Here is an 18,324-nt window from a genome sequence, read left to right on the forward strand (position 1 = left end):
TCGCTGCGGCATGCACGGCAAGGAGTCGTTCATGCAAGCCCCTTATCCGGATCTGCTCGAAGCGCTCGCAGAAGTCATACCTTCCCAGAGACTGAGTACCGACCCGCTTCGGGTCCTTGCCTACGGCACGGATGCCAGCTTCTACCGCCTGATTCCTAAGGCCGTGGTGCATGTGAATACCGGCGAGGAAGTGCGGAGCGTGCTACGGGAGTGTCGCGAGCGACAGGTGCCGGTGACGTTTCGCGCGGCCGGGACGTCGCTGTCGGGGCAGGCGGTTACCGATTCGATACTGATCAAGCTCGGGCTCACCTGGCGCAGCGCAGACGTCCTCGAGGACGGGCAGGCCATTCGGCTTGACCCGGGTGTGATCGGTGCCGATGCCAATCGAATCCTGGCGCCTTACGGCCGCAAGATCGGACCGGATCCGGCCTCCATCGGTGCCTGCATGGTGGGTGGGATTGCCGCGAACAATGCATCCGGTATGTGCTGCGGAACATCGCAGAACAGCTACCGCACCGTGCGGGATATCCACGTCACCCTGGTGGACGGAACGGTACTCGATACGGCTGATCCGAACAGCGTCGCACGGTTTCGCCGTGACCGGGCCGAGCTGATCTCCGGCCTGGAGCAACTGGGTCGGGAAACGCGCGAGAACAGTGAGCTGGCGGACAGGATTCGTCACAAGTATCGCCTCAAGAACACGGTGGGCTATGCCCTCAACAGCCTGGTGGATTTCGAGGACGGTATCGAGATCCTGAAGCACCTGATGATCGGTTCCGAGGGAACGCTGGGTTTCATCAATTCCATCACCTACGACACCGTGCCGGACGAAGCGCTGAAGGCTGCCGCGCTGATCGTTTTCCCCGACATGGCCGCGGCCTGTCGGGCGACTGCGGCCCTGAAGCAACTGCAGGAGACCCCGGTGGCCGCCGTGGAGCTCATGGATCGGGCATCCATGCGCTCGGTGGAAAACATTCGCGGGCTGGAGAGCCTGCTGCAGGGGCTGCCGGAGGACGCGGCCGCCCTGCTGGTGGACGTGCGCGCCGAGGACGAGACAACGTTGAGCGGCCGGGTCGACGCCGTGAACCGCGCGCTGGCGCAGATCAGCACGATCAACAGCATCGAGTTCACCCGGGATGCCAAGACCTATGCCCTGTACTGGAACATGCGGAAAGGCATGTTTCCGGCCGTCGGTGCCGTGCGTGATGCTGGCACCACGGTGCTGATCGAGGATGTGGCCTTCCCCATGGACAGGCTGGAGGCCGGTGTTGGTGAGCTGATCGCCATGCTTCGCCGCCACGGTTACGACAACGCCATCCTGTTCGGGCATGCCCTTGAAGGTAACCTGCATTTCGTCTTTCCCCAGGGCTTCGACGACCCGGCTGAGGTCGCCCGCTACGACGGCATGATGCGTGATCTGGCGGAGCTGGTGGGGGTGAAGTACGGCGGCTCCCTCAAGGGCGAGCACGGCACCGGCCGGAACATGGCGCCCTTCGTGGAGCTGGAGTGGGGCGCCGACGCCTACGCGCTGATGTGGAAGATCAAGGAAGTGTTCGACCCGGAGAACCTGCTCAACCCCGACGTCATCCTCAGTCGCAATCCGACACTGCACCTGGAAAACCTGAAGCCGCTGCCGGCGGCAGATCCGCTGGTGGACAAGTGCATCGAATGCGGTTTCTGTGAGCCGGTCTGCCCATCGAAGGACCTGACTCTCACTCCACGCCAGCGGATCGTGATCCGCCGGGAGATTGCGCGCCTGGAGCGCAGTGGCGACGATCCGGACCGGCTGCGGGCGCTGTGGGACAGCTATGCCTACGATGGTATCGAGACTTGTGCGGCCACCGGGCTCTGCGCCATGCCGTGCCCCGTGGATATCAACACCGGCGACCTGATCCGCAAGCTGCGCGCCGAGGCTGGCGCCTCAAAGGCGGGCCGGGCCGCTTTTGCCGGCAAACACTTCGCTGGCATGACCGCCACCGCCCGGGGCGCACTGCGGACTGCGAACCTGGTGCATCGTGCGGTGGGAACCGGCGCCATGGGGCGAATCACGGGGATTGTCCGCCGAGTCTCCGGTCATCGCGTTCCCCAGTGGTTGCCGTCCATGCCCAATGCGCCGGCGGTTGGGGTGCTCGCTGGGAAGGGCGAATCCAGCCAATCTGAAGCGCATGCCGGTACCGTTGTCTACCTGCCGTCCTGCGCCACGCGGATGTTCGGCGCGTCGCGCCAGGAACCGGATGACCGCTCGACGCTGGATCTGACGCTCACGGTGCTGCACAAGGCGGGCTATCAGGTGGTCATCCCTGAGGGGGTACATGGCCTTTGCTGCGGCATGGCATTCGAGTCCAAGGGGCAGTTCGCCGAGGCCGACCGCAAGGCCGACGAACTGAACACGGCCCTGCTCAAGGCCTCTGATCAGGGCCGCCTGCCGATTCTCTGTGATACCAGCCCCTGCGCCATGCGCATGGGAAACACGCTGAGTGAAAAGCTGGATCTCCATGAGCCGGTGGTGTTCATCCACGACCACGTGCTGCCGCGACTGGAGATCACCCCGAAGCAGGAGCCCATCGCTGTTCATGTTACCTGCTCGAGCAGCAAGATGGGGCTCGGCCAGACCTTCGTGGCAGTCGCCAGGGCTTGCGCGAAAGAGGTGAGGTTGCCGCCGGATATCCAGTGCTGCGGATTCGCAGGTGACAAGGGCTTTCAGACGCCGGCGTTGAATCAGTCAGCCCTGCGGACACTGGAGCAGCAGGTGCGCGGCTGCGTTGCCGGCTACTCCAACTCCCGGACCTGTGAGATCGGCCTGACGGCGAGCAGCGGGATCCCGTATCGATCCATACTGGCGCTGGTTGACGAGGTCAGTTCGGACCCCCCTCGATGATCGAGCTCTTGTCTCTCATGGGCGACAAGAGCGCATCTTTGTTTCTGATTTGAAACACATTTTGTTTGGCTTTCCGACAAACTTCCATGGGCCTTCCGCCACTGCCTTCGAAGTTGTGGACGGGTTCACGCTTGCCCGATGAAGCGCTGGTTACACTGCGGAGCATCCAAGAAAACATAAACCGCCTGTCGGTTGTTCCATGGAGAAACGGATGCTCAATCGTGTCGTCTACATGCCCCTCGAGTCGGTCTCCGTTGACGCTGCCCTGGCTCGACCGGTGCATGATCCCGCCGGGCATGTGTTGGCCGGCGAAGGGCAGGTACTTTCCAGCCGCCTACGCCAGCGTCTGCAGCAACGCGGCATCACCATGGTGCCGGTGTGTGAGTTGCTCTCCGACGAGGCAGTGGCCCGTCGCCGCGCCGCCCTCGAAGAGTCGTATGACCACCTATTCCGGCATTGGCGGACGACACCATGCATGCGGCAATTACGCCGCCTACTGACAGAGCATCGGGTCGGTAACACGCAGTGAGTCCCATCGTTCTCAGAGACCTCGACCGCGGACTGCGCCAGGTTCCCGCGCTGCCGACGTCGGCAGCGCGGATCATGGAACTCAATGCCGCCGGCGAGATTGATCTCGAGGCCTATGCCAGCGTGATCCGCATGGATTCTGGCCTCGCTGCCAGCGTCGTCCGTGTGGTCAATTCCCCGGCTCTCGGGCTTGATCACCCTGTGCAATCCATCCGGGAGGCGTGTTTCTGTCTCGGGATCAACGCGCTGCAGAGCATCGTCTCCGGTTGTGCGGTGATGGCCCAGTTCCCGCCGGATGCCCAGGGCCAGCGCCGGTTTGACCGTTATGCTTTCTGGGAGCACTGTGCCGCGACGGCCATCCTCTCAGCTGCCATTGCCGACGAGGTTGGTGCCGACAGCGAGGCGGCGTTCACCGCAGGGCTGTTGCATGACATTGGTCGGGTCGTGCTTGATATCCACTTTCCCCGCCAGTTTCGCGCCATTCTGCTGTACCGGGACCGGCACGATGTCTGGATTCGTGATGCGGAAGCCGGCGTGCTGGGGTTCGATCACTGTGTGGTCGGCGAGCGTGTGGCCGAACGCTGGGGGCTGCCCAGGCCGATCATCGAAGCCATTGCACATCACCACCAGCCAGAGATCTCCGGCCTGGAGTACGTGCATGCGGCCATTGTCCACGTTGCCGACATCCTCGCCCGGGGCATGCAGGTGGGTAACCCCGGTGACCACGCAATGCCGCTGCTATCGGAGTCTGCACTGCGTCAACTGGGCCTGAACTGGCCAAGGCTTCGCCTGTGTCTCGAACAGGCCGAGGGTCGCTTGGCGGATGTCGGTGCCCTGGTGGGCGACATGGTGGGAAACGCCCAGGCGTCAGGCCCCGGCGTCGCTGAATCGCATTGACAGGTCGAGCGCCCTGACGTGCTTGGTCAGGGCACCAACCGATATGAAATCCACGCCGGTCTCGGCGATCTCCCGTAGTACGCCCAGCTCCACGTTGCCGGATGCTTCCAGCTTTGCTCGACCACTGGTGCGTTTTACCGCCTGGCGCATGTCGGCAAGGCTGAAGTTATCCAGCATGATGACGTCAGCGCCCGCCGCCAGAGCCTGGTCGAGTTCCTCGAGATTTTCCGTTTCCACTTCCACGCTCACAGCCGGGTGTTGGCGGCGGGCAGCTTCGACAGCTGCGGCGATGGAGCCTGCCGCATGGATATGGTTTTCCTTGATCAGAATGGCGTCGAACAGGCCCTGCCGGTGATTGCTTGCCCCTCCGCAGCGGACTGCGTACTTCTGGGCATGGCGTAGCCCCGGCAAGGTCTTCCGGGTATCGAGTATGCGCGCGCTTGTGCCCTCAATGGCGGTGGCGTAACGGTGGGCCGAGCTTGCGGTGCCGGAGAGAGTCTGCAGGAAGTTGAGTGCGGTGCGTTCGCCCGTTAGCAGGCCACGAGCCGGCCCTTGTAGCGAACACAGTGTTTGCCCAGCCTTCAGGCGTTCTCCATCGCGCACCAGCCAGGAGATCTCGATTGCAGGGTCGATGGCCTTGAAGACCCCGTCGAACCAGGCGCGGCCGCACAATACACCGGACTCGCGGCTGATAACGTCAGCCACCATGCGTTGACCGGCAGGGACAAGCCCGGCGGTGAGGTCGCCGCTGCCCACGTCCTCCTGCAGCGCACGTCGGATATCAGCCTCAACCAGGGTGGCGTCCGGCCCGGAGACCATTAACTCTCCTTCCGCGCCGCGGCCTTTTCCTCGTCGGTCTCCAGCCCGGAGTAGAGCACGTGATTTTCCGTGTCGAGCTTTTCCTTGAGATCATCCTTGACCGTTCGGTCCCAGAGGGGCACGCCCTTGAAGTACCCGGCACGGCCGATGATATGCGCTGCCACAGGCGCAGTCAGCACCACGAAGGCCAGTATGGAGACTGCCCGCACCACCACGGCAGCATCGGCAAAGTGGAAGGCGGAGGCGACGGCAATCAGCCCTGCCCCCAGCGCGCCGGCCTTGGTTGTGGCATGCATGCGCAGCAGCAGATCGGGCATGCGTATCAGGCCAAGGGCGCCGATCAGCGTGAAGGCGCCCCCGATCAGAAGAAAGAAGCCGGTGAGGAAGCTACTCATTGTCCTTGCCTCCACGCTCCAGGTAGCGGGCGAAGCCCACGGCAGCCATGAAACCGGTCAGCGCCAGCACCAGGGCGACATCAAGAAACTGTGGGCGATCCCAGGCAATTGCGTAGGTGACGATGAAGGCCACGGTGATTACTGCGATCAGCTCCAGCGCGACCACGCGGTCGGGGAGCGACGGCCCCTGCGCGAGACGCACGAAGGCGAGAATGATTGCCGCGGAGAGCAGCAAGAATGTCAGTGTGATGACCCAGGCAGACACGTTCGACCCCTCAGCTTAGCAGCTTGATGACGCGGCGTTCCATGTGTTTGAGATCGGCGACGAGCTGCTCCTCGTCGTCGATGTACATGGCGTGGATGAACAGCATACGGCGGTCATTGGACACATCCAGGCTCAGCGTGCCCGGCGTGAACGTCACCAGGTTGGCAAAGATGGTGATGGCAGCGTCGGATTGCGCGTCCAGTGGTAGCCCGATCACCCCCGGCTTCATCGAATGGGTGGGGGTCAGCACTTCGTAGGCGACGCGCATATTGGATTTCAGCAGTTCCCAGATGTAGTAGCACGTGAAGCTGATGATCTGGGGGATTTTCTGGATATAACCCATGCGGCGGCCTGTGCCGGCGGCCACCAGCCAGAGCACCATATAGCCGAAGATGAAGCCCGCGAGCATGCCGGGTGCCGAGAAGTTGCCCGTCAGCGTCAACCAGACCAGGGCCAGCATGATATTCCAGACGAACCAGATCATGGCGTCACCCCCAGCACAGCTTCAATATAGGCCGTTGGGTCAAGCAGTTGTTCCGCCGAGGCGTGGGCCAGCTCGTAGATTGGCTGCGCACCCAGGCCTATGAACAGTGTAATCACCGCCAGACAGAAAATCGGCACAACCATCAGCGCAAGGCTGCGATCGGTGAGTGTTTTCTCGAAGTTCGCCGCGCGTTCGGCGTGCTCCTCTGGTTGCGCCTTCCAGAAGGCCTCGGCCCAGATCTTGATCATGGAATACAGCGTGAGCAGGCCCACCACCAGCGCTACTGCGACGATACCCCAGCTCTCGGCCTCGACGCCGGCGCGGATGATGATGTACTTGCCGAAAAAGCCCGACAGCGGCGGCAGCCCCGCCAGGGATAGCGCCGGCACCAGGAACAGCAGGCCCAGCCACGGCTTGGTGCGCCACAGCCCGCCGATCTCCTTCAGTTCGTAGCTGCCACGCAGGAAGTACACCACGCCGCCCACGAGGAACAGATTCGCCTTCACGATGATGTGGTGCATGATGTAGAACACACCACCCACCAGGGCCAGCGGCGTGTAGATCGCGAGCCCCATGATCATGTAGCCGATCTGGCTGACAATGTGAAATGACAGGATGCGGCGGATCTCGTAGTGGGCCGCGGCACCCAGCACCCCGGTAATCATGGTGAAGCCCGCCATCCACAGCAGTAGTTCGTGGGTGTAGCCCACATCGTGGCTGAACAGCAGGGTGAAGAAGCGATACAGGGCGTAGACACCCACCTTGGTGAGCAGCCCGGCGAACAGGGCCGACACGGCGATGGGCGGCGTGTGGTAGGCCGCCGGCAGCCAGAAGAAAAGCGGGAAGGCCGCCGCCTTGATGCCGAATGACACCAGGTAGAGCATCGCGACCACGGTGACCAGCCCCTGGTTCTCAACCTCCGGCAGTTTCACCGCCAGGTCCGCCATGTTCAGCGTGCCGGTCATGCCGTAGGTCAGGCCCACTGCCACCAGCAACAGAATGGACGAGAGCAGGTTCAGGGTGACGTACTTGATCGCGCCTTCCATCTGGCCGCGCTCGCCACCCAGGATCAGCAGCGCGAATGACGCAACCAGCAGCACTTCCACCCAGACATAGAGGTTGAAGATGTCACCGGTGAGGAAGGCGCCGCAGACGCCGGCCAGCAGCAGGTGCATCAGCGGGTAGTAGCCAAAGGACTCGTGATCCTCGCTGATCGACGCCAGCGAATAGACGGCCACGGCAAAACCCATGATGCCGGCGAGTACCGTCATGATGGCGCCGAGCAGGTCCGACACCAGCACGATGCCGAAGGGTGCCGGCCAGTCGCCCATGGCCATCACCAGCACGCCCTGGGTGGCCGTGTTGTAGAGCAGGACGATGCTGGCCAGCAACAGCGCGCCCGTGCCCACCACACCGATCCAGCGCTGGGCGGTCAGGGACTTGTAGAAGACCAGCGACAGTGAGCCCGCGATGAACGGGATGATGACTGGTAGTGCGACCTCTGGATTCACGTGTCGGTACTCCGCATCTGGTCCAGATCGTCCTCTTTGATGATTTCGTAGGCCCGGTGGATAAGCACCACGGCAAAGGCCAGTACCCCGAAGCCGATGACGATGGCGGTGAGTATCAGCGCCTGGGGCAGCGGGTCAGCCCAGCCCCCTGCGGGCAGGTCCATCCCCTCTGGCACCAGGGGCGGCAGGCCGCGGCTCAGGCCCGAGACCGTGAAAATGAGCAGGTTCGCTGCGTTGCTGAGCAGGATCAGCCCGATCACCAGCTTGACGATCGAGCGGCGCAGCATCATGTAGATCGATGCTGCAAACAGCGCGCCCACGGCGAATGCCATGATGGTTTCCATGTCATTCCTCCGCTTCGGCCAGGGCCAGGACGATGTGCATCACCGAACCCAGCACGACCATGTACACGCCGATGTCGAAAATCAGCGGTGTGGAGAGTTTGATTTCGCCGAGTCCGGGTACGTCGATGGGCCACCAGAGCGCGGTGAAAAAGGCCTGCCCCATGAAGATCGCCGGGATCCCGCTAAGCGTCGCGAACAGCAAGCCGAGTCCCAGCATCACCTGGGGATGCATGGCCATGATCTGGCGGGTGCGCTCGGCGTCGAAGGCGAACAGGTAGAGCGCGAAGCCCACCGCGGCGACCAGGCCGGAGATAAAACCGCCGCCCGGCTCATCGTGTCCACGCAGCAGCACGAAGATCGAGAACAGCAGCAATAGCGGCAGCAGAAACCGCGCCGCGGTGCGTAGTATCAGGGAGCCCATCGCACTCATTTGGCCTTGTCCTCCGCGCGGAAGTGGATCATGGCGTAGATGCCGACAGCCGCCAGACCTACCACAAAGATCTCACCCAGCGTGTCCAGTGCCCGGAAGTCCACCAGGATCACGTTGACGATATTGCGGCCGTAGCCCTCGGGGACGCTCCACTGCACCAGCACATCGGAGATGGGATCGGCCACCTCCACGGCGTTGATCGCGAGGATAAGCACGGTCATCAGACCACCAAAGGACAGCGCGACCGCCGCATCCCGCAGGCGCGAGGCAGTGCTGGAGAGGTTCTGGAAGCCTGGCAGCTTGAACAACACCAGCACCAGGAGGATCACCGTGAGGGTTTCCACCATGATCTGGGTGGTACCGACATCCGCCGCGCTGAAGAACACGTAGATCATTGCAATGCCGAAGCCCACCATACCCAGGGTCGCCACCGCACCCAGCCGGGAGCCGGTAACCGAGGCCACCACGGCGCCCGCCACCACCAGGCCGACGATCACGACTTCGTAGATGCGGAAGTCGATCTCGCCCATCGGGACGCTCTGCCCGGTGTAGGCGAAGAAGGTCCAGCCGACGACCACCACTGTGGTCATCACGATGGTGATCAGGTAATTCCGCATGTAGCCGTTCTGCAGCACGCGGGTCTGCCATTCCGCCAGCCACACCAGGCCGTCCATCATGCGCTCGTAGCCGCGCTCCGGGCCGAAGCGGTCAATGAAGGTCATGCGATCGAACAGGGCCAGTGCCTGGTCCCACTTGAGAAAGAGCACGGCACCCAGTGCAACGGCGATAACGCTCAGGATCAGAGGCAGGTTGATGCCGTGCCAGAGGTAGAGCTGTACATCCACCGGCGCGCCGTACACCGAGGCCGTTGCGCCGCCGACGATGGCAGTGGCCGGGATGAAGCCCATCAGGCCGAAGATGAGACTGAGGCTTGCGAGGATCACCGGCCCGATGAGCATGGATACCGGCGCCTCGTGGGGCTTTTTCGGTGTCTTCTTGAGCTCGCCGGTGAACGGTCGCAGAACGAACACCGCCGCCATGGCCGCGATCATGATGGCAGAGGCCACCGCCAGCACCGTGGTGAACAGCACCAGGCCCGGAGCGGACGTGGTGGCCTCGAACATCAACTCCTTGCCGATAAAGCCGAACAAGGGCGGCAGTCCGGCCAGCGACAGCGCAGCGACGCAGGCGGTAATAAACGTGATGGGCATGAGTTGCCGCAGGCCGCCCATCTCCAGGATGTTCTTGGTGCCGGTCTCGTGGTCCAGCGCACCGGCCAGCATGAACAGCGCCGCCTTGTACAGCGCGTGGGCCAGCAGGAAGGTCATGGCGGCGGTGATGGCCAGTTCGGTGCCAATACCGATCAACATGGTCAGCGTGCCCAGGGCCATCACCGTGGTGTAGGCCAGTACCGCCTTGATCCCGGTGCTGCGCAGGGCCATGAACGAGCCGGTGAACATGGTTACGGCACCGAAAATGCCCAGGGTATAGAGCCAGAAATCGGTGCCGCCGAGGCCGGGGTTCAGGCGGGCCATCAGGTAGACGCCCGCCTTGACCATGGTGGCCGAGTGCAGGAAGGCCGACACCGGCGTGGGCGCAGCCATGGCGTTGGGCAGCCAGAAGTGGAACGGTACCTGCGCCGACTTCGTGAACGTGCCGAGCAGGATGAGCACGACCATGGCGGTGTACAGCGGATATTCACGCAGCACGTCACCGCTGCCGAGAATCTCGGAGAGTTCGAAGCTGCCGGCGGCGTTGCCCAGCATGATCAGGCCGGCGAGCAGGGCCAGCCCACCGCCGACGGTGACAATCAGCCCCTGAAGCGCGCACCAGCGGGCCTTCTTGTCCTCGTGGTGGTAGCCGATGAGCAGGTACGAGGTGATGCTGGTCAGCTCCCAGAACACGAACAGCGTGATCAGGTTGTCCGACAGCACCACGCCCAGCATGGCCGCCATGAAGGAGAACATGATGGCGTAGAAGCGGGGCAGGTATTCCTCGCCGTGTAGATAGCCACCGGCGTAGATGATGATGAAGGTACCGATACCGCTGATCAGCAGGGCGAACAGCAGACTCAGTCCATCGACCAGGAAGGACAGGTTGATGTCCAGACCGGGTATCCAGGGGTAGTAGACCACCACGGCGTCGCCGTGCATCACCGCCGGAATCCAGCTCAGGAAGTAGACGAACAGCAGCGCCGGCAACAGTGCCAGGATCCAGCCCGCCTTGTCCTTGAGTGATCGTGTCAGCCACGGTGCAACCGCGGCCAGGAGAAAACCTGATAAGACGGCGATCAGCATGGTATGAGGAAACCCCGTATCGTGCCCGGGCCGCCCGTCGGGGCGACCGTGCGCAGTACACTCAGGGAAACACCGAGACGGTCACGCAAAGGTGAGTCTTCGAGTGTTTCCGTCAAGGATCCAGTCACCGCGAGATCATGCGGAACCGGGATCGGATGGCGCGTGTGCCTTGTTCGCGGGCAGCGATTCCTGGTGCCCGTTCGCGCTATCGAAGCGGCAAAGGTTAGCGAAGGGGGATCGGCTTGGCAAGCCACAATTCAAGCGGAAGCTTCGGATTTATCTGAGGAAATCTGCTCCGGGACGACAGTGACTCTTATTATATATACGGCGACAGACGGCGACATACGGCGACGGAAGCTGTCGGGGAATAGAGGGCGGCGGTGGCCTCGCCACCGCCGTTGTGGTGCGTTACGCGCTGCGCGCTAACACACCCTACGGTTTGGATCGGGGAACCGCGGTCCGGCACGCCGCTCATGGACACGCCGTAAACCCATCCCTGGGGGCTCGACAGCGACATCCCTGTCGCTGACGGTCCATGAGCGGCGCACCGGACCGCGGTTTGTTCCTGTGGCCTTGGGGGCAACACCACCGCGGTTGTGGTGCGTTACGGCCTTCGGCCTAACACACCCTACGTTTGGCGGTGCCCGCTGTAGGGTGTGTTAGCGCGCAGCGCGTAACGCACCGTGTCGGCGGTGGCCTCGCCACCCTCCGTTGTCAGGCAACGGTCACGTCGGCGCTCAGGTAGACATCCTGAATCGCGTTCAACAACTGCACCCCTTCGGCCATCGGTTTCTGGAACGCCTTGCGCCCCGAGATCAGGCCCATGCCGCCGGCGCGCTTGTTGATCACCGCCGTGCGCACAGCCTGGCCGAGATCGTTCTCGCCGGAGCCACCGCCGGAATTGATCAGCCCGGCACGCCCCATGTAGCAATTGGCGACCTGGTAGCGCACCAGGTCGATGGGGTGATCGGTGGTCAGCTCGTCGTAGACCTTGCGGTGCGTCTTGCCGAACTTGATGGCGTTGTAGCCGCCGTTGTTCTCCGCCATCTTCTGCTTGACGATATCCGCGCCAATGGTTGCCGCCAGGTGATTCGCCTGGCCGGAAAGGTCGGCCGATACGTGATAGTCGGTGCCATCCTTCTTGAAGTCCGGATTACGCAGATAGGCCCAGAGCACGGTGGCCATTCCCAGTTCATGGGCATGGGCAAAGGCCTCGGAAATTTCCTGGATCTGGCGGCGGGATTCCGGCGACCCGTAATAGATGGTCGCGCCGACGGCCACCGCGCCCATGTCGAAGGCCTGATCCACCGAGGCGAACAGCGTCTGATCGTAGATTTCGGGATAGGTCAGCAGTTCGTTGTGGTTGAGCTTCACGATGAACGGAATGCGGTGCGCGAACTGGCGGGAGACCGAAGCCAGTACGCCCAGTGTCGACGCCACTGCGTTGCAGCCGCCTTCGATGGCAAGGCGCACGATGTTTTCCGGGTCGAAGTAGACGGGATTGGGGGCAAACGATGCGCCGCCGGAATGCTCCACGCCCTGATCCACGGGCAGAATGGACAGATAGCCCGTGCCGCCAAGCCGTCCGTTATCGAACAGCGTCTGCATGCTGCGCATCACACCGGGCTTGACTGCCTTCGATCCGACCACCTGGTCGACGTAGTTCGGGCCGGGCAGGTGCAGGCTCTCACGCTTGATGCCCTGGCAGCTGTAGCCGAGCAGCGATTCAGCCTCGCCCCCTAGCAGCGACTGAATATCTGTCATTCCCTATTCTCCTGTTGAATCCGGATGCAAGTGACGCAGCCCACGGCGGGCTGGCTTTTGGCGTGGAGTATAGAGGAACAGGCTTCGGCCTGTCGTCTTGCGTCGATTTGTCTGCATGGCTGCAGGATGTGACATGGGTCACAGTGGACGTGGCGGCAAAATCCTATAAATTACACGTTAGGAAAGCTTTGCGGGGCGGCGCAGCTTTGGCGCACTCCGAATGGGTATCGCTTCAAAGTCCGCCATGGTTTGTGGCGATCTCCGGTGCGCACTGCGCGAGGTTGGTATGACTGCTCAGGACAAGGTCGTCTATCTAGGCTCCCAGGCTCCTGGCGGGCTGCTCCAGCGTGTCCGTCAACTGGCCAGTGGCCGCTTGATGGCGCTGTCGCGCCACATGCTCGATCAGGTGGACGACGCCTTGTTCGAGCGCGCCGAGCGGGCTGAAAACAATGCCATCCAGACGGCTTTCTTCGATGCCATGCGTGAAGTCCGGTTGCAGCGCCGCGAGATCGAGCGGCGCATGGAACAGGAACTCGCCAATCGCCATGATCGCCCGGTGGCCCCCGTCTCCAACGCTACCGGCGACGAGGGTGAATTATCCCTGGTGGACAACGAGCAGCTCGAGGAGCGCCTCGCGGTAGAGGGCATGGTCTCCAAGGCGCGGGCCCGCTACGCGCACCCCCTTGGTAATCTCGTTCAACGGATCAACAAGGCTTCGGCGCGGGATCAATACGACCTGGATCTTGCTCCGGTAGCACCTGCTCAGGTGGCTGGCGCATTCCAGATTGCCACCGAAATCCTGCAGATCGATCTGCGCGCCCGGTTGATCATCTACAAGCTGTTTGACCGTCATGTCATGACCCAGCTCGGCGGATTGTACGACGAGCTGAATCGCCTGCTGATCGACGCCGGTGTTATGCCGGAGATCAAACCCACGGCCCGCACCCAGCCTTCCCGGGAACGGCGTCAGCCTACCCCTGGCGGGCAGCATGCGGCTCCCCACGCGAGGACTTCCCAGCAGCTCAGCGATGGGCAGGCGGATGCGTTGTTCTCCACGCTGCAGCAACTGGTTGCCGCACACAAGGGGGCAGAGTCCAGCGAGTGGTCGGGTACGGGCTACGAGTCAGTTGTCAACGCCGTCGAACTCGGTAGCGTGATTTCTGCGCTATCGGGGCTTCAGAGCGAGGCGGCCCGGGTATCGGTCGAGCTGGATACCACCGCCGAGGTTTGGCATCTGGATGCGGCGGCGCTGAAGCGGCAGTTGCGTCACCAGCTACCCGGTGGCGGGGCGCGTCCCCTCGGACGGGTTGAAGATGACACCATCGACATCGTCAGCCTGCTGTTCGACGCCATACTCGACGATCCGGCCCTGCCGGATGCCATCAAGGCCCAGATTGCCCGACTGCAGATTCCGGTATTGAAAGTCGCGCTGATGGATAGGGCGCTGTTCAGCCAGAAGAAGCACCCGGCCCGCCGTTTGATCAACGAGATGGCACAGGCCGGTATCGGCTGGACGGATGCAGGACAGTCCGGTGGCGATCCCCTGTTCCGACGCATCGAGTCCACGGTGACCTACATCCTCGAGCAGTTCAGCGACGATGTGGGTGTGTTCGAGCGTTGCCTGGATGAATTTCGTCAGTTTCTCGCCGAAGAGCGCGAGCGGACCCGACAGATCGAAGAGCGCACCCGTCAGGCTGCCGAAGGCAAGGCCAAGGTCGAGGGTGCCAAGGAGCATGTCGAGCAGGAACTGCGCCGCCGGATCGGTCACAGCCAGGTGCCGCCGGTGGTTGGCCGCCTGCTGGATGAGGCCTGGTCGAAGGTTCTGTTCATCACCTTGCTCAAGGAAGGCGATGACAGCGAAGCCTGGCGGCACCACCTGGATACCGTCGACCGTCTACTGTGGAGCGTTCAGCCGAAGGGCGATCACGCCGAGCGCAAGCGGCTGGTCTCTGAGATTCCCGGGCTGTTGCACGATCTTCGCGCCGGTTTGAACGCCATCATGTTCAACCCCGTCGAGATGACCCGGCTGTTCAAGGAACTGGAGCGGGAGCACATTCGCGTGTTGTCCACGCCGGCGACGGAACGTCGGGAGGCGGAGCCTGCCGTGGTCGAGGAAGCGGCCGAGCCCGATATCGAATCCGGTGACAAGGGTTGGGTGACTCCCGAATTGCAGCCGTTCTGCCAGAAGCTCGATGAGGCACGCATCGGCACCTGGTTCGAGTTCGAACAGGGCTCCGGCAAACCGATTCGTGCCAAGCTCTCGGCCCGGCTGGCCAACGGTGACAGGCTGATTTTTGTCAATCGGGCCGGTTTCAAGCTGGCTGATCGTCGTCGCGATGAACTGGCCAGCGGCCTGAAGCGTGGACGGGTCATCATGCTTGATGACAACCTGCTGTTCGACAAGGCCCTAGAGTCGGTGGTTGCAAATCTCCGCAGCCTGCGGGAAAGCCAGGGCACAAGCTGAGTCGTCGCCCTGGCGGATACCGGGGCTTCAGTGCTATTGCCCAAGCCACTACAATGCACCAGTTTTTTCATTGTCGGCGCTAGCCGGCGACGTCATTCCGGTTTGCTATTTCAATGGCCTTGATACGACGCTGTATTCGTCTTCCCGTACTGCTGGTCCATACCTGTGTCGGCGTGCTTTGTATCCTGCTCGCGGTGGGCTGGGACAAGGTGCGCGGAACGCAGCCTCATCTTGGGCTTTCCCGTCGGTTCCAGGCATTCTGGTGTCGTAGCCTGTGCTGGTTGTTCGGTGTATCGCTGGAAGTACGCGGCGAGCGCATTCAGTCGCCGGTGTTGCTGGCTGCCAACCATGTTTCATGGCTGGATATCCTCGTGGTCGCGAGCTTCTGGCCCGTGTGCTTTCTCAGCAAGAGCGAAGTCAGGCGCTGGCCGGGCATCGGTGCGGTGGCCACCGCCCTTGGCACCATCTACATCGCACGGGGTGAGCGCAACGGCTCCGGTGAAGCCATAGAGGCCATGTCCGAGCGGCTGGCTGCCGGGCGCCAGGTGCTTTTTTTTCCGGAAGGAACAACCAGCCCCGGCAGCCAGCTGTTACCGTTTCGGCCGCGGTTGTTCCAGGCCGCAATCGCGGTAGGCGCCCCGGTGCAACCCCTGACCATCCAGTATTTCTCCGAGCGTGGCGATTGCAGTACCTACGCCCCCTTCGTGGATGACGAGAAACTGCTCCGGCATGTGATACGTCTGGCGGGGGAGAAAGAGACCCATGCGGTTCTCACCCTGGGTGAAGCGGTGGAGAGCGAGCAGCGCGGTCGCAATGAACTCGCCCTGCTGATGCGCGAGCAGATGGTGGAGGTGATCAACCCCTCCATGCACGAGCGTGCCTGAGCCAGGTGCTACGAACGGATGGGTGGGTACGTCGCTCAGGGACGCGCCGTGGATACATCCCTGTAGGCTCGACAGCGACATCCCTGTCGCTGACGGTCCCTGAGCGACGGACCCACCCATCCGTTCCCTCGGGAGCCCTGTCACGAAACCGTAATACCGTTAAGCTCTAATGACCGCGGTTCAAGAGCACTGCGAGAGCGGGTATGGCGGTCAAGATCCTGATCATTGAAGACGAAGCGGCCATCCGCGAGATGGTGGAAATGGCGCTGGGTGCCGCAGGCTATGAAGTCTTCCAGGCGGAAACGGGCGAGGAGGGCTTCTCCACACTCAACGAGCACGTCCCCGACCTGATCCTGCTGGACTGGATGCTGCCTGGCATGAGCGGTATCGATTTCGCCAAGCGGATCAAGAAAGACCCCCTCTGCAGCAACATCCCCATCATCATGCTCACCGCCCGTGGCGAAGAGGAAGACAAGGTGCGCGGGCTGGATGTGGGTGCCGATGATTTTGTTACCAAGCCGTTCTCGCCCCGGGAACTCGTCTCCCGCATCAAGGCGGTACTGAGGCGTGCGTCTCCCATGAGTAGCGACGAGGTGGTGGAGGTCAATGGCCTGCGACTCGACCCGGTCAGCCATCGCGTGTCCGCCAATGAGGAAAAGGTGGACATGGGTCCCACCGAGTTTCGCCTGCTGCATTTCTTCATGACCCATCCTGAACGGGTGTTCACACGGGGTCAGCTGCTCGATAATGTCTGGGGAACCAACGTTTATGTCGAGGAGCGAACCGTGGATGTGCATATCCGCCGCCTGCGGAAGTCCATTGCCGACACTGGGCACGACAGCCTGATCCAGACTGTCCGCGGTGCCGGCTACCGGTTTTCCGGAAAGTTGTGAGCGAGACCCGTTCGCCATGGCCGGCCGTGATCGGCCGTCTGGCGATCGTGTTGCTTGTGTTTGCCCTGCTGGGCTGGTTGGTCAACCACCTGGTGCTGGGCATGCTTGTTGGCACCACCGCCTATCTGGCGTGGAATCTCTACAACCAGGTGCTGCTTGAGCGCTGGCTGCGCGAGGGCCGTAAGCTGGAGCCCCCCGACTCCCGCGGCCTGTGGGGCGCGATCTTCAACGGGATCTACCGGCTTCAGAAACGCCAGCGGCGTCGGCGCAAGCGCCTCGCGACCATTCTCCAGGGCGTGCGCGAGACCATCAACGCCATGCCGGATGGGGCCGTCATTCTCCACGACAACGGCGAGATCCAATGGTGGAACGGTGCCGCCCGGGATCTGCTGAGCCTCACCTGGCCCCAGGATGAAGGTCAGCGCATCGACAACCTGCTGCGCCAGCCGGAGTTCGGCAACTTCATCCGGGAACACCACGCAGGTGCGAGTTCGATCACGGTGCCGTCACCCGATGACGACTCGCAGATGCTGGAGATCCGCGTGATTCCCTATGGCAACAAACAGCGGCTGATGCTGGTCCGGGACGTGTCGCGGCTTTACCTGCTGGAGCGCATGCGTCGCGACTTCGTGGCCAATATCTCCCACGAGCTACGCACACCGCTGACGGTGATCCATGGGGTCTCCGAAACGCTGAGCGACAGTGTGAAGGCCAAGGCGCCCGATGCGGAACGGCCGCTGGAGCTGATTCAGCAGCAGACCCGCCGCATGCAGCGGCTGGTGGAGGACCTGCTCATGCTCTCGCGGCTCGAGACCGACCAGAAGCCGGTGGAGAGACAGTTGCTCGACATGCCACGCATTCTCTCCGTGATTGTCGACGAGGCCCGTGCGCTGGCGCAGGATCAGGGCCATCACATCGAGTTGGAATGTGATCCCGCCGTCACCCTGTACGGCGACGAATCGGAACTGCGCAGCGCCCTGTCCAACCTTGTCTTCAATGCGGTGAAGTACACACCGAAGAATGGTCGGATCCTGGTGAGTTGGCGTGAGGATGCCGGTGGTGCGCGCTTCACTGTCGAGGACAACGGCATCGGTATTCCCGCGCATCACCTGCCCCGTCTGACCGAGCGCTTCTATCGGGTCGACAGCGGACGCTCCAGTCGTACCGGGGGCACTGGACTCGGCCTTGCCATTGTCAAGCATGTGTTGGGGCGCTATCAGGCCAACCTGGAAGTGCGCTCCGAACCCGGCAAGGGCAGCACCTTCTCGTGCCGATTTCCTCCCGCTGTCACCGCCCGGCGGGTGGTCTCCCTCACGGGTTCCCGCTCGGGCTGATCGGTCAGTTCGCCTGTCATGAATCTGTCATGTGTGATTCACGATGGTGTCACGCAGCACTCCCATACTCGGTCACGTTTTCGGACAACAGATCCGATTACGGCACGCATAAATTGCGACTGGACCCTTGCTTCACG

The 18,324-nt window shown here is 62.6% G+C and carries 16 protein-coding genes; 7 read left to right on the forward strand and 9 right to left on the reverse strand.

Going from position 1 to position 18,324, the window contains the following annotated elements; all coding sequences use genetic code 11:
- The first annotated feature begins 31 nt into the window (after window positions 1–31).
- From J2T57_RS18875 to J2T57_RS18885, 3 genes are all read left to right on the forward strand, one after another.
- On the forward strand, window positions 32–2,878 hold the full coding sequence (locus J2T57_RS18875; RefSeq protein WP_253483407.1) for an FAD-binding and (Fe-S)-binding domain-containing protein: 2,847 nt from the start codon (window positions 32–34) through the stop codon (window positions 2,876–2,878).
- Window positions 2,879–3,089: 211 nt separating this feature from the next.
- Window positions 3,090–3,407, forward strand: coding sequence for a zinc-binding domain-containing protein (locus J2T57_RS18880; protein WP_253483410.1), 318 nt, complete (start codon window positions 3,090–3,092; stop codon window positions 3,405–3,407).
- Window positions 3,404–4,303 (forward strand): HDOD domain-containing protein, encoded by a 900-nt coding sequence (locus tag J2T57_RS18885; RefSeq protein ID WP_253483413.1) that lies wholly within the window; start codon window positions 3,404–3,406, stop codon window positions 4,301–4,303. Before J2T57_RS18880 ends, J2T57_RS18885 begins: the two co-directional genes overlap by 4 nt.
- Here J2T57_RS18885 and nadC read toward each other — a convergent pair.
- From nadC to J2T57_RS18930, 9 genes are all read right to left on the reverse strand, one after another.
- On the reverse strand, window positions 4,274–5,122 hold the full coding sequence (gene nadC, locus J2T57_RS18890; RefSeq protein ID WP_253483416.1) for a carboxylating nicotinate-nucleotide diphosphorylase: 849 nt from the start codon (window positions 5,120–5,122) through the stop codon (window positions 4,274–4,276). The two genes, J2T57_RS18885 and nadC, sit on opposite strands and share 30 nt — an antisense overlap.
- Entirely contained in the window at window positions 5,122–5,517 is a 396-nt protein-coding gene (gene mnhG / locus J2T57_RS18895) for a monovalent cation/H(+) antiporter subunit G (RefSeq protein ID WP_253483419.1), read from the reverse strand. Before mnhG ends, nadC begins: the two co-directional genes overlap by 1 nt.
- Window positions 5,510–5,782, reverse strand: a complete 273-nt coding sequence (locus J2T57_RS18900; protein WP_253483422.1) for an MrpF/PhaF family protein — start codon at window positions 5,780–5,782, stop codon at window positions 5,510–5,512. The genes mnhG and J2T57_RS18900 overlap by 8 nt, the downstream gene beginning before the upstream one ends.
- Before the next feature lie 10 nt (window positions 5,783–5,792).
- Complete coding sequence (locus tag J2T57_RS18905) at window positions 5,793–6,266, reverse strand: Na+/H+ antiporter subunit E (protein ID WP_253483425.1); 474 nt, start codon at window positions 6,264–6,266, stop codon at window positions 5,793–5,795.
- Window positions 6,263–7,777: a Na+/H+ antiporter subunit D gene (locus tag J2T57_RS18910; RefSeq protein ID WP_253483427.1), complete on the reverse strand. Its 1,515-nt coding sequence runs from the start codon at window positions 7,775–7,777 to the stop codon at window positions 6,263–6,265. The genes J2T57_RS18905 and J2T57_RS18910 overlap by 4 nt, the downstream gene beginning before the upstream one ends.
- Window positions 7,774–8,121 carry a Na+/H+ antiporter subunit C gene (locus J2T57_RS18915; protein ID WP_253483430.1) on the reverse strand — a complete coding sequence of 116 codons (348 nt, stop codon included), beginning with the start codon at window positions 8,119–8,121 and terminating at the stop codon, window positions 7,774–7,776. Before J2T57_RS18915 ends, J2T57_RS18910 begins: the two co-directional genes overlap by 4 nt.
- 1 nt (window position 8,122) lies before the next feature.
- A complete protein-coding gene (locus J2T57_RS18920) occupies window positions 8,123–8,551 on the reverse strand; it encodes a Na+/H+ antiporter subunit B (protein WP_253483433.1) in 429 nt (142 codons plus the stop codon).
- Window positions 8,548–10,848 (reverse strand): putative monovalent cation/H+ antiporter subunit A, encoded by a 2,301-nt coding sequence (locus tag J2T57_RS18925; RefSeq protein WP_253483436.1) that lies wholly within the window; start codon window positions 10,846–10,848, stop codon window positions 8,548–8,550. Before J2T57_RS18925 ends, J2T57_RS18920 begins: the two co-directional genes overlap by 4 nt.
- 714 nt (window positions 10,849–11,562) lie before the next feature.
- Window positions 11,563–12,612 (reverse strand): class I fructose-bisphosphate aldolase, encoded by a 1,050-nt coding sequence (locus J2T57_RS18930; RefSeq protein WP_253483439.1) that lies wholly within the window; start codon window positions 12,610–12,612, stop codon window positions 11,563–11,565.
- A gap of 286 nt (window positions 12,613–12,898) precedes the next feature.
- Between J2T57_RS18930 and J2T57_RS18935 the strand changes: the two genes are divergently transcribed.
- The 4 genes from J2T57_RS18935 (at window position 12,899) to phoR (ending at window position 18,187) form a co-directional block, all read left to right on the forward strand.
- Window positions 12,899–15,076 carry a DUF1631 domain-containing protein gene (locus tag J2T57_RS18935; RefSeq protein WP_253483442.1) on the forward strand — a complete coding sequence of 726 codons (2,178 nt, stop codon included), beginning with the start codon at window positions 12,899–12,901 and terminating at the stop codon, window positions 15,074–15,076.
- A 113-nt stretch (window positions 15,077–15,189) separates the two neighbouring features.
- Window positions 15,190–15,960 carry a lysophospholipid acyltransferase family protein gene (locus J2T57_RS18940; protein ID WP_253483445.1) on the forward strand — a complete coding sequence of 257 codons (771 nt, stop codon included), beginning with the start codon at window positions 15,190–15,192 and terminating at the stop codon, window positions 15,958–15,960.
- Between the two features lie 203 nt (window positions 15,961–16,163).
- Window positions 16,164–16,853: a phosphate regulon transcriptional regulator PhoB gene (phoB, locus tag J2T57_RS18945; RefSeq protein ID WP_253483448.1), complete on the forward strand. Its 690-nt coding sequence runs from the start codon at window positions 16,164–16,166 to the stop codon at window positions 16,851–16,853.
- The gene (gene phoR / locus J2T57_RS18950; RefSeq protein WP_253483451.1) at window positions 16,850–18,187 is read left to right on the forward strand and encodes a phosphate regulon sensor histidine kinase PhoR; all 1,338 of its coding nucleotides are present in this window, start codon (window positions 16,850–16,852) and stop codon (window positions 18,185–18,187) included. Before phoB ends, phoR begins: the two co-directional genes overlap by 4 nt.
- The last annotated feature ends 137 nt before the right edge of the window (window positions 18,188–18,324 follow it).

It is taken from the genome of Natronocella acetinitrilica (assembly GCF_024170285.1).
GTDB lineage: Bacteria > Pseudomonadota > Gammaproteobacteria > Nitrococcales > Aquisalimonadaceae > Natronocella > Natronocella acetinitrilica.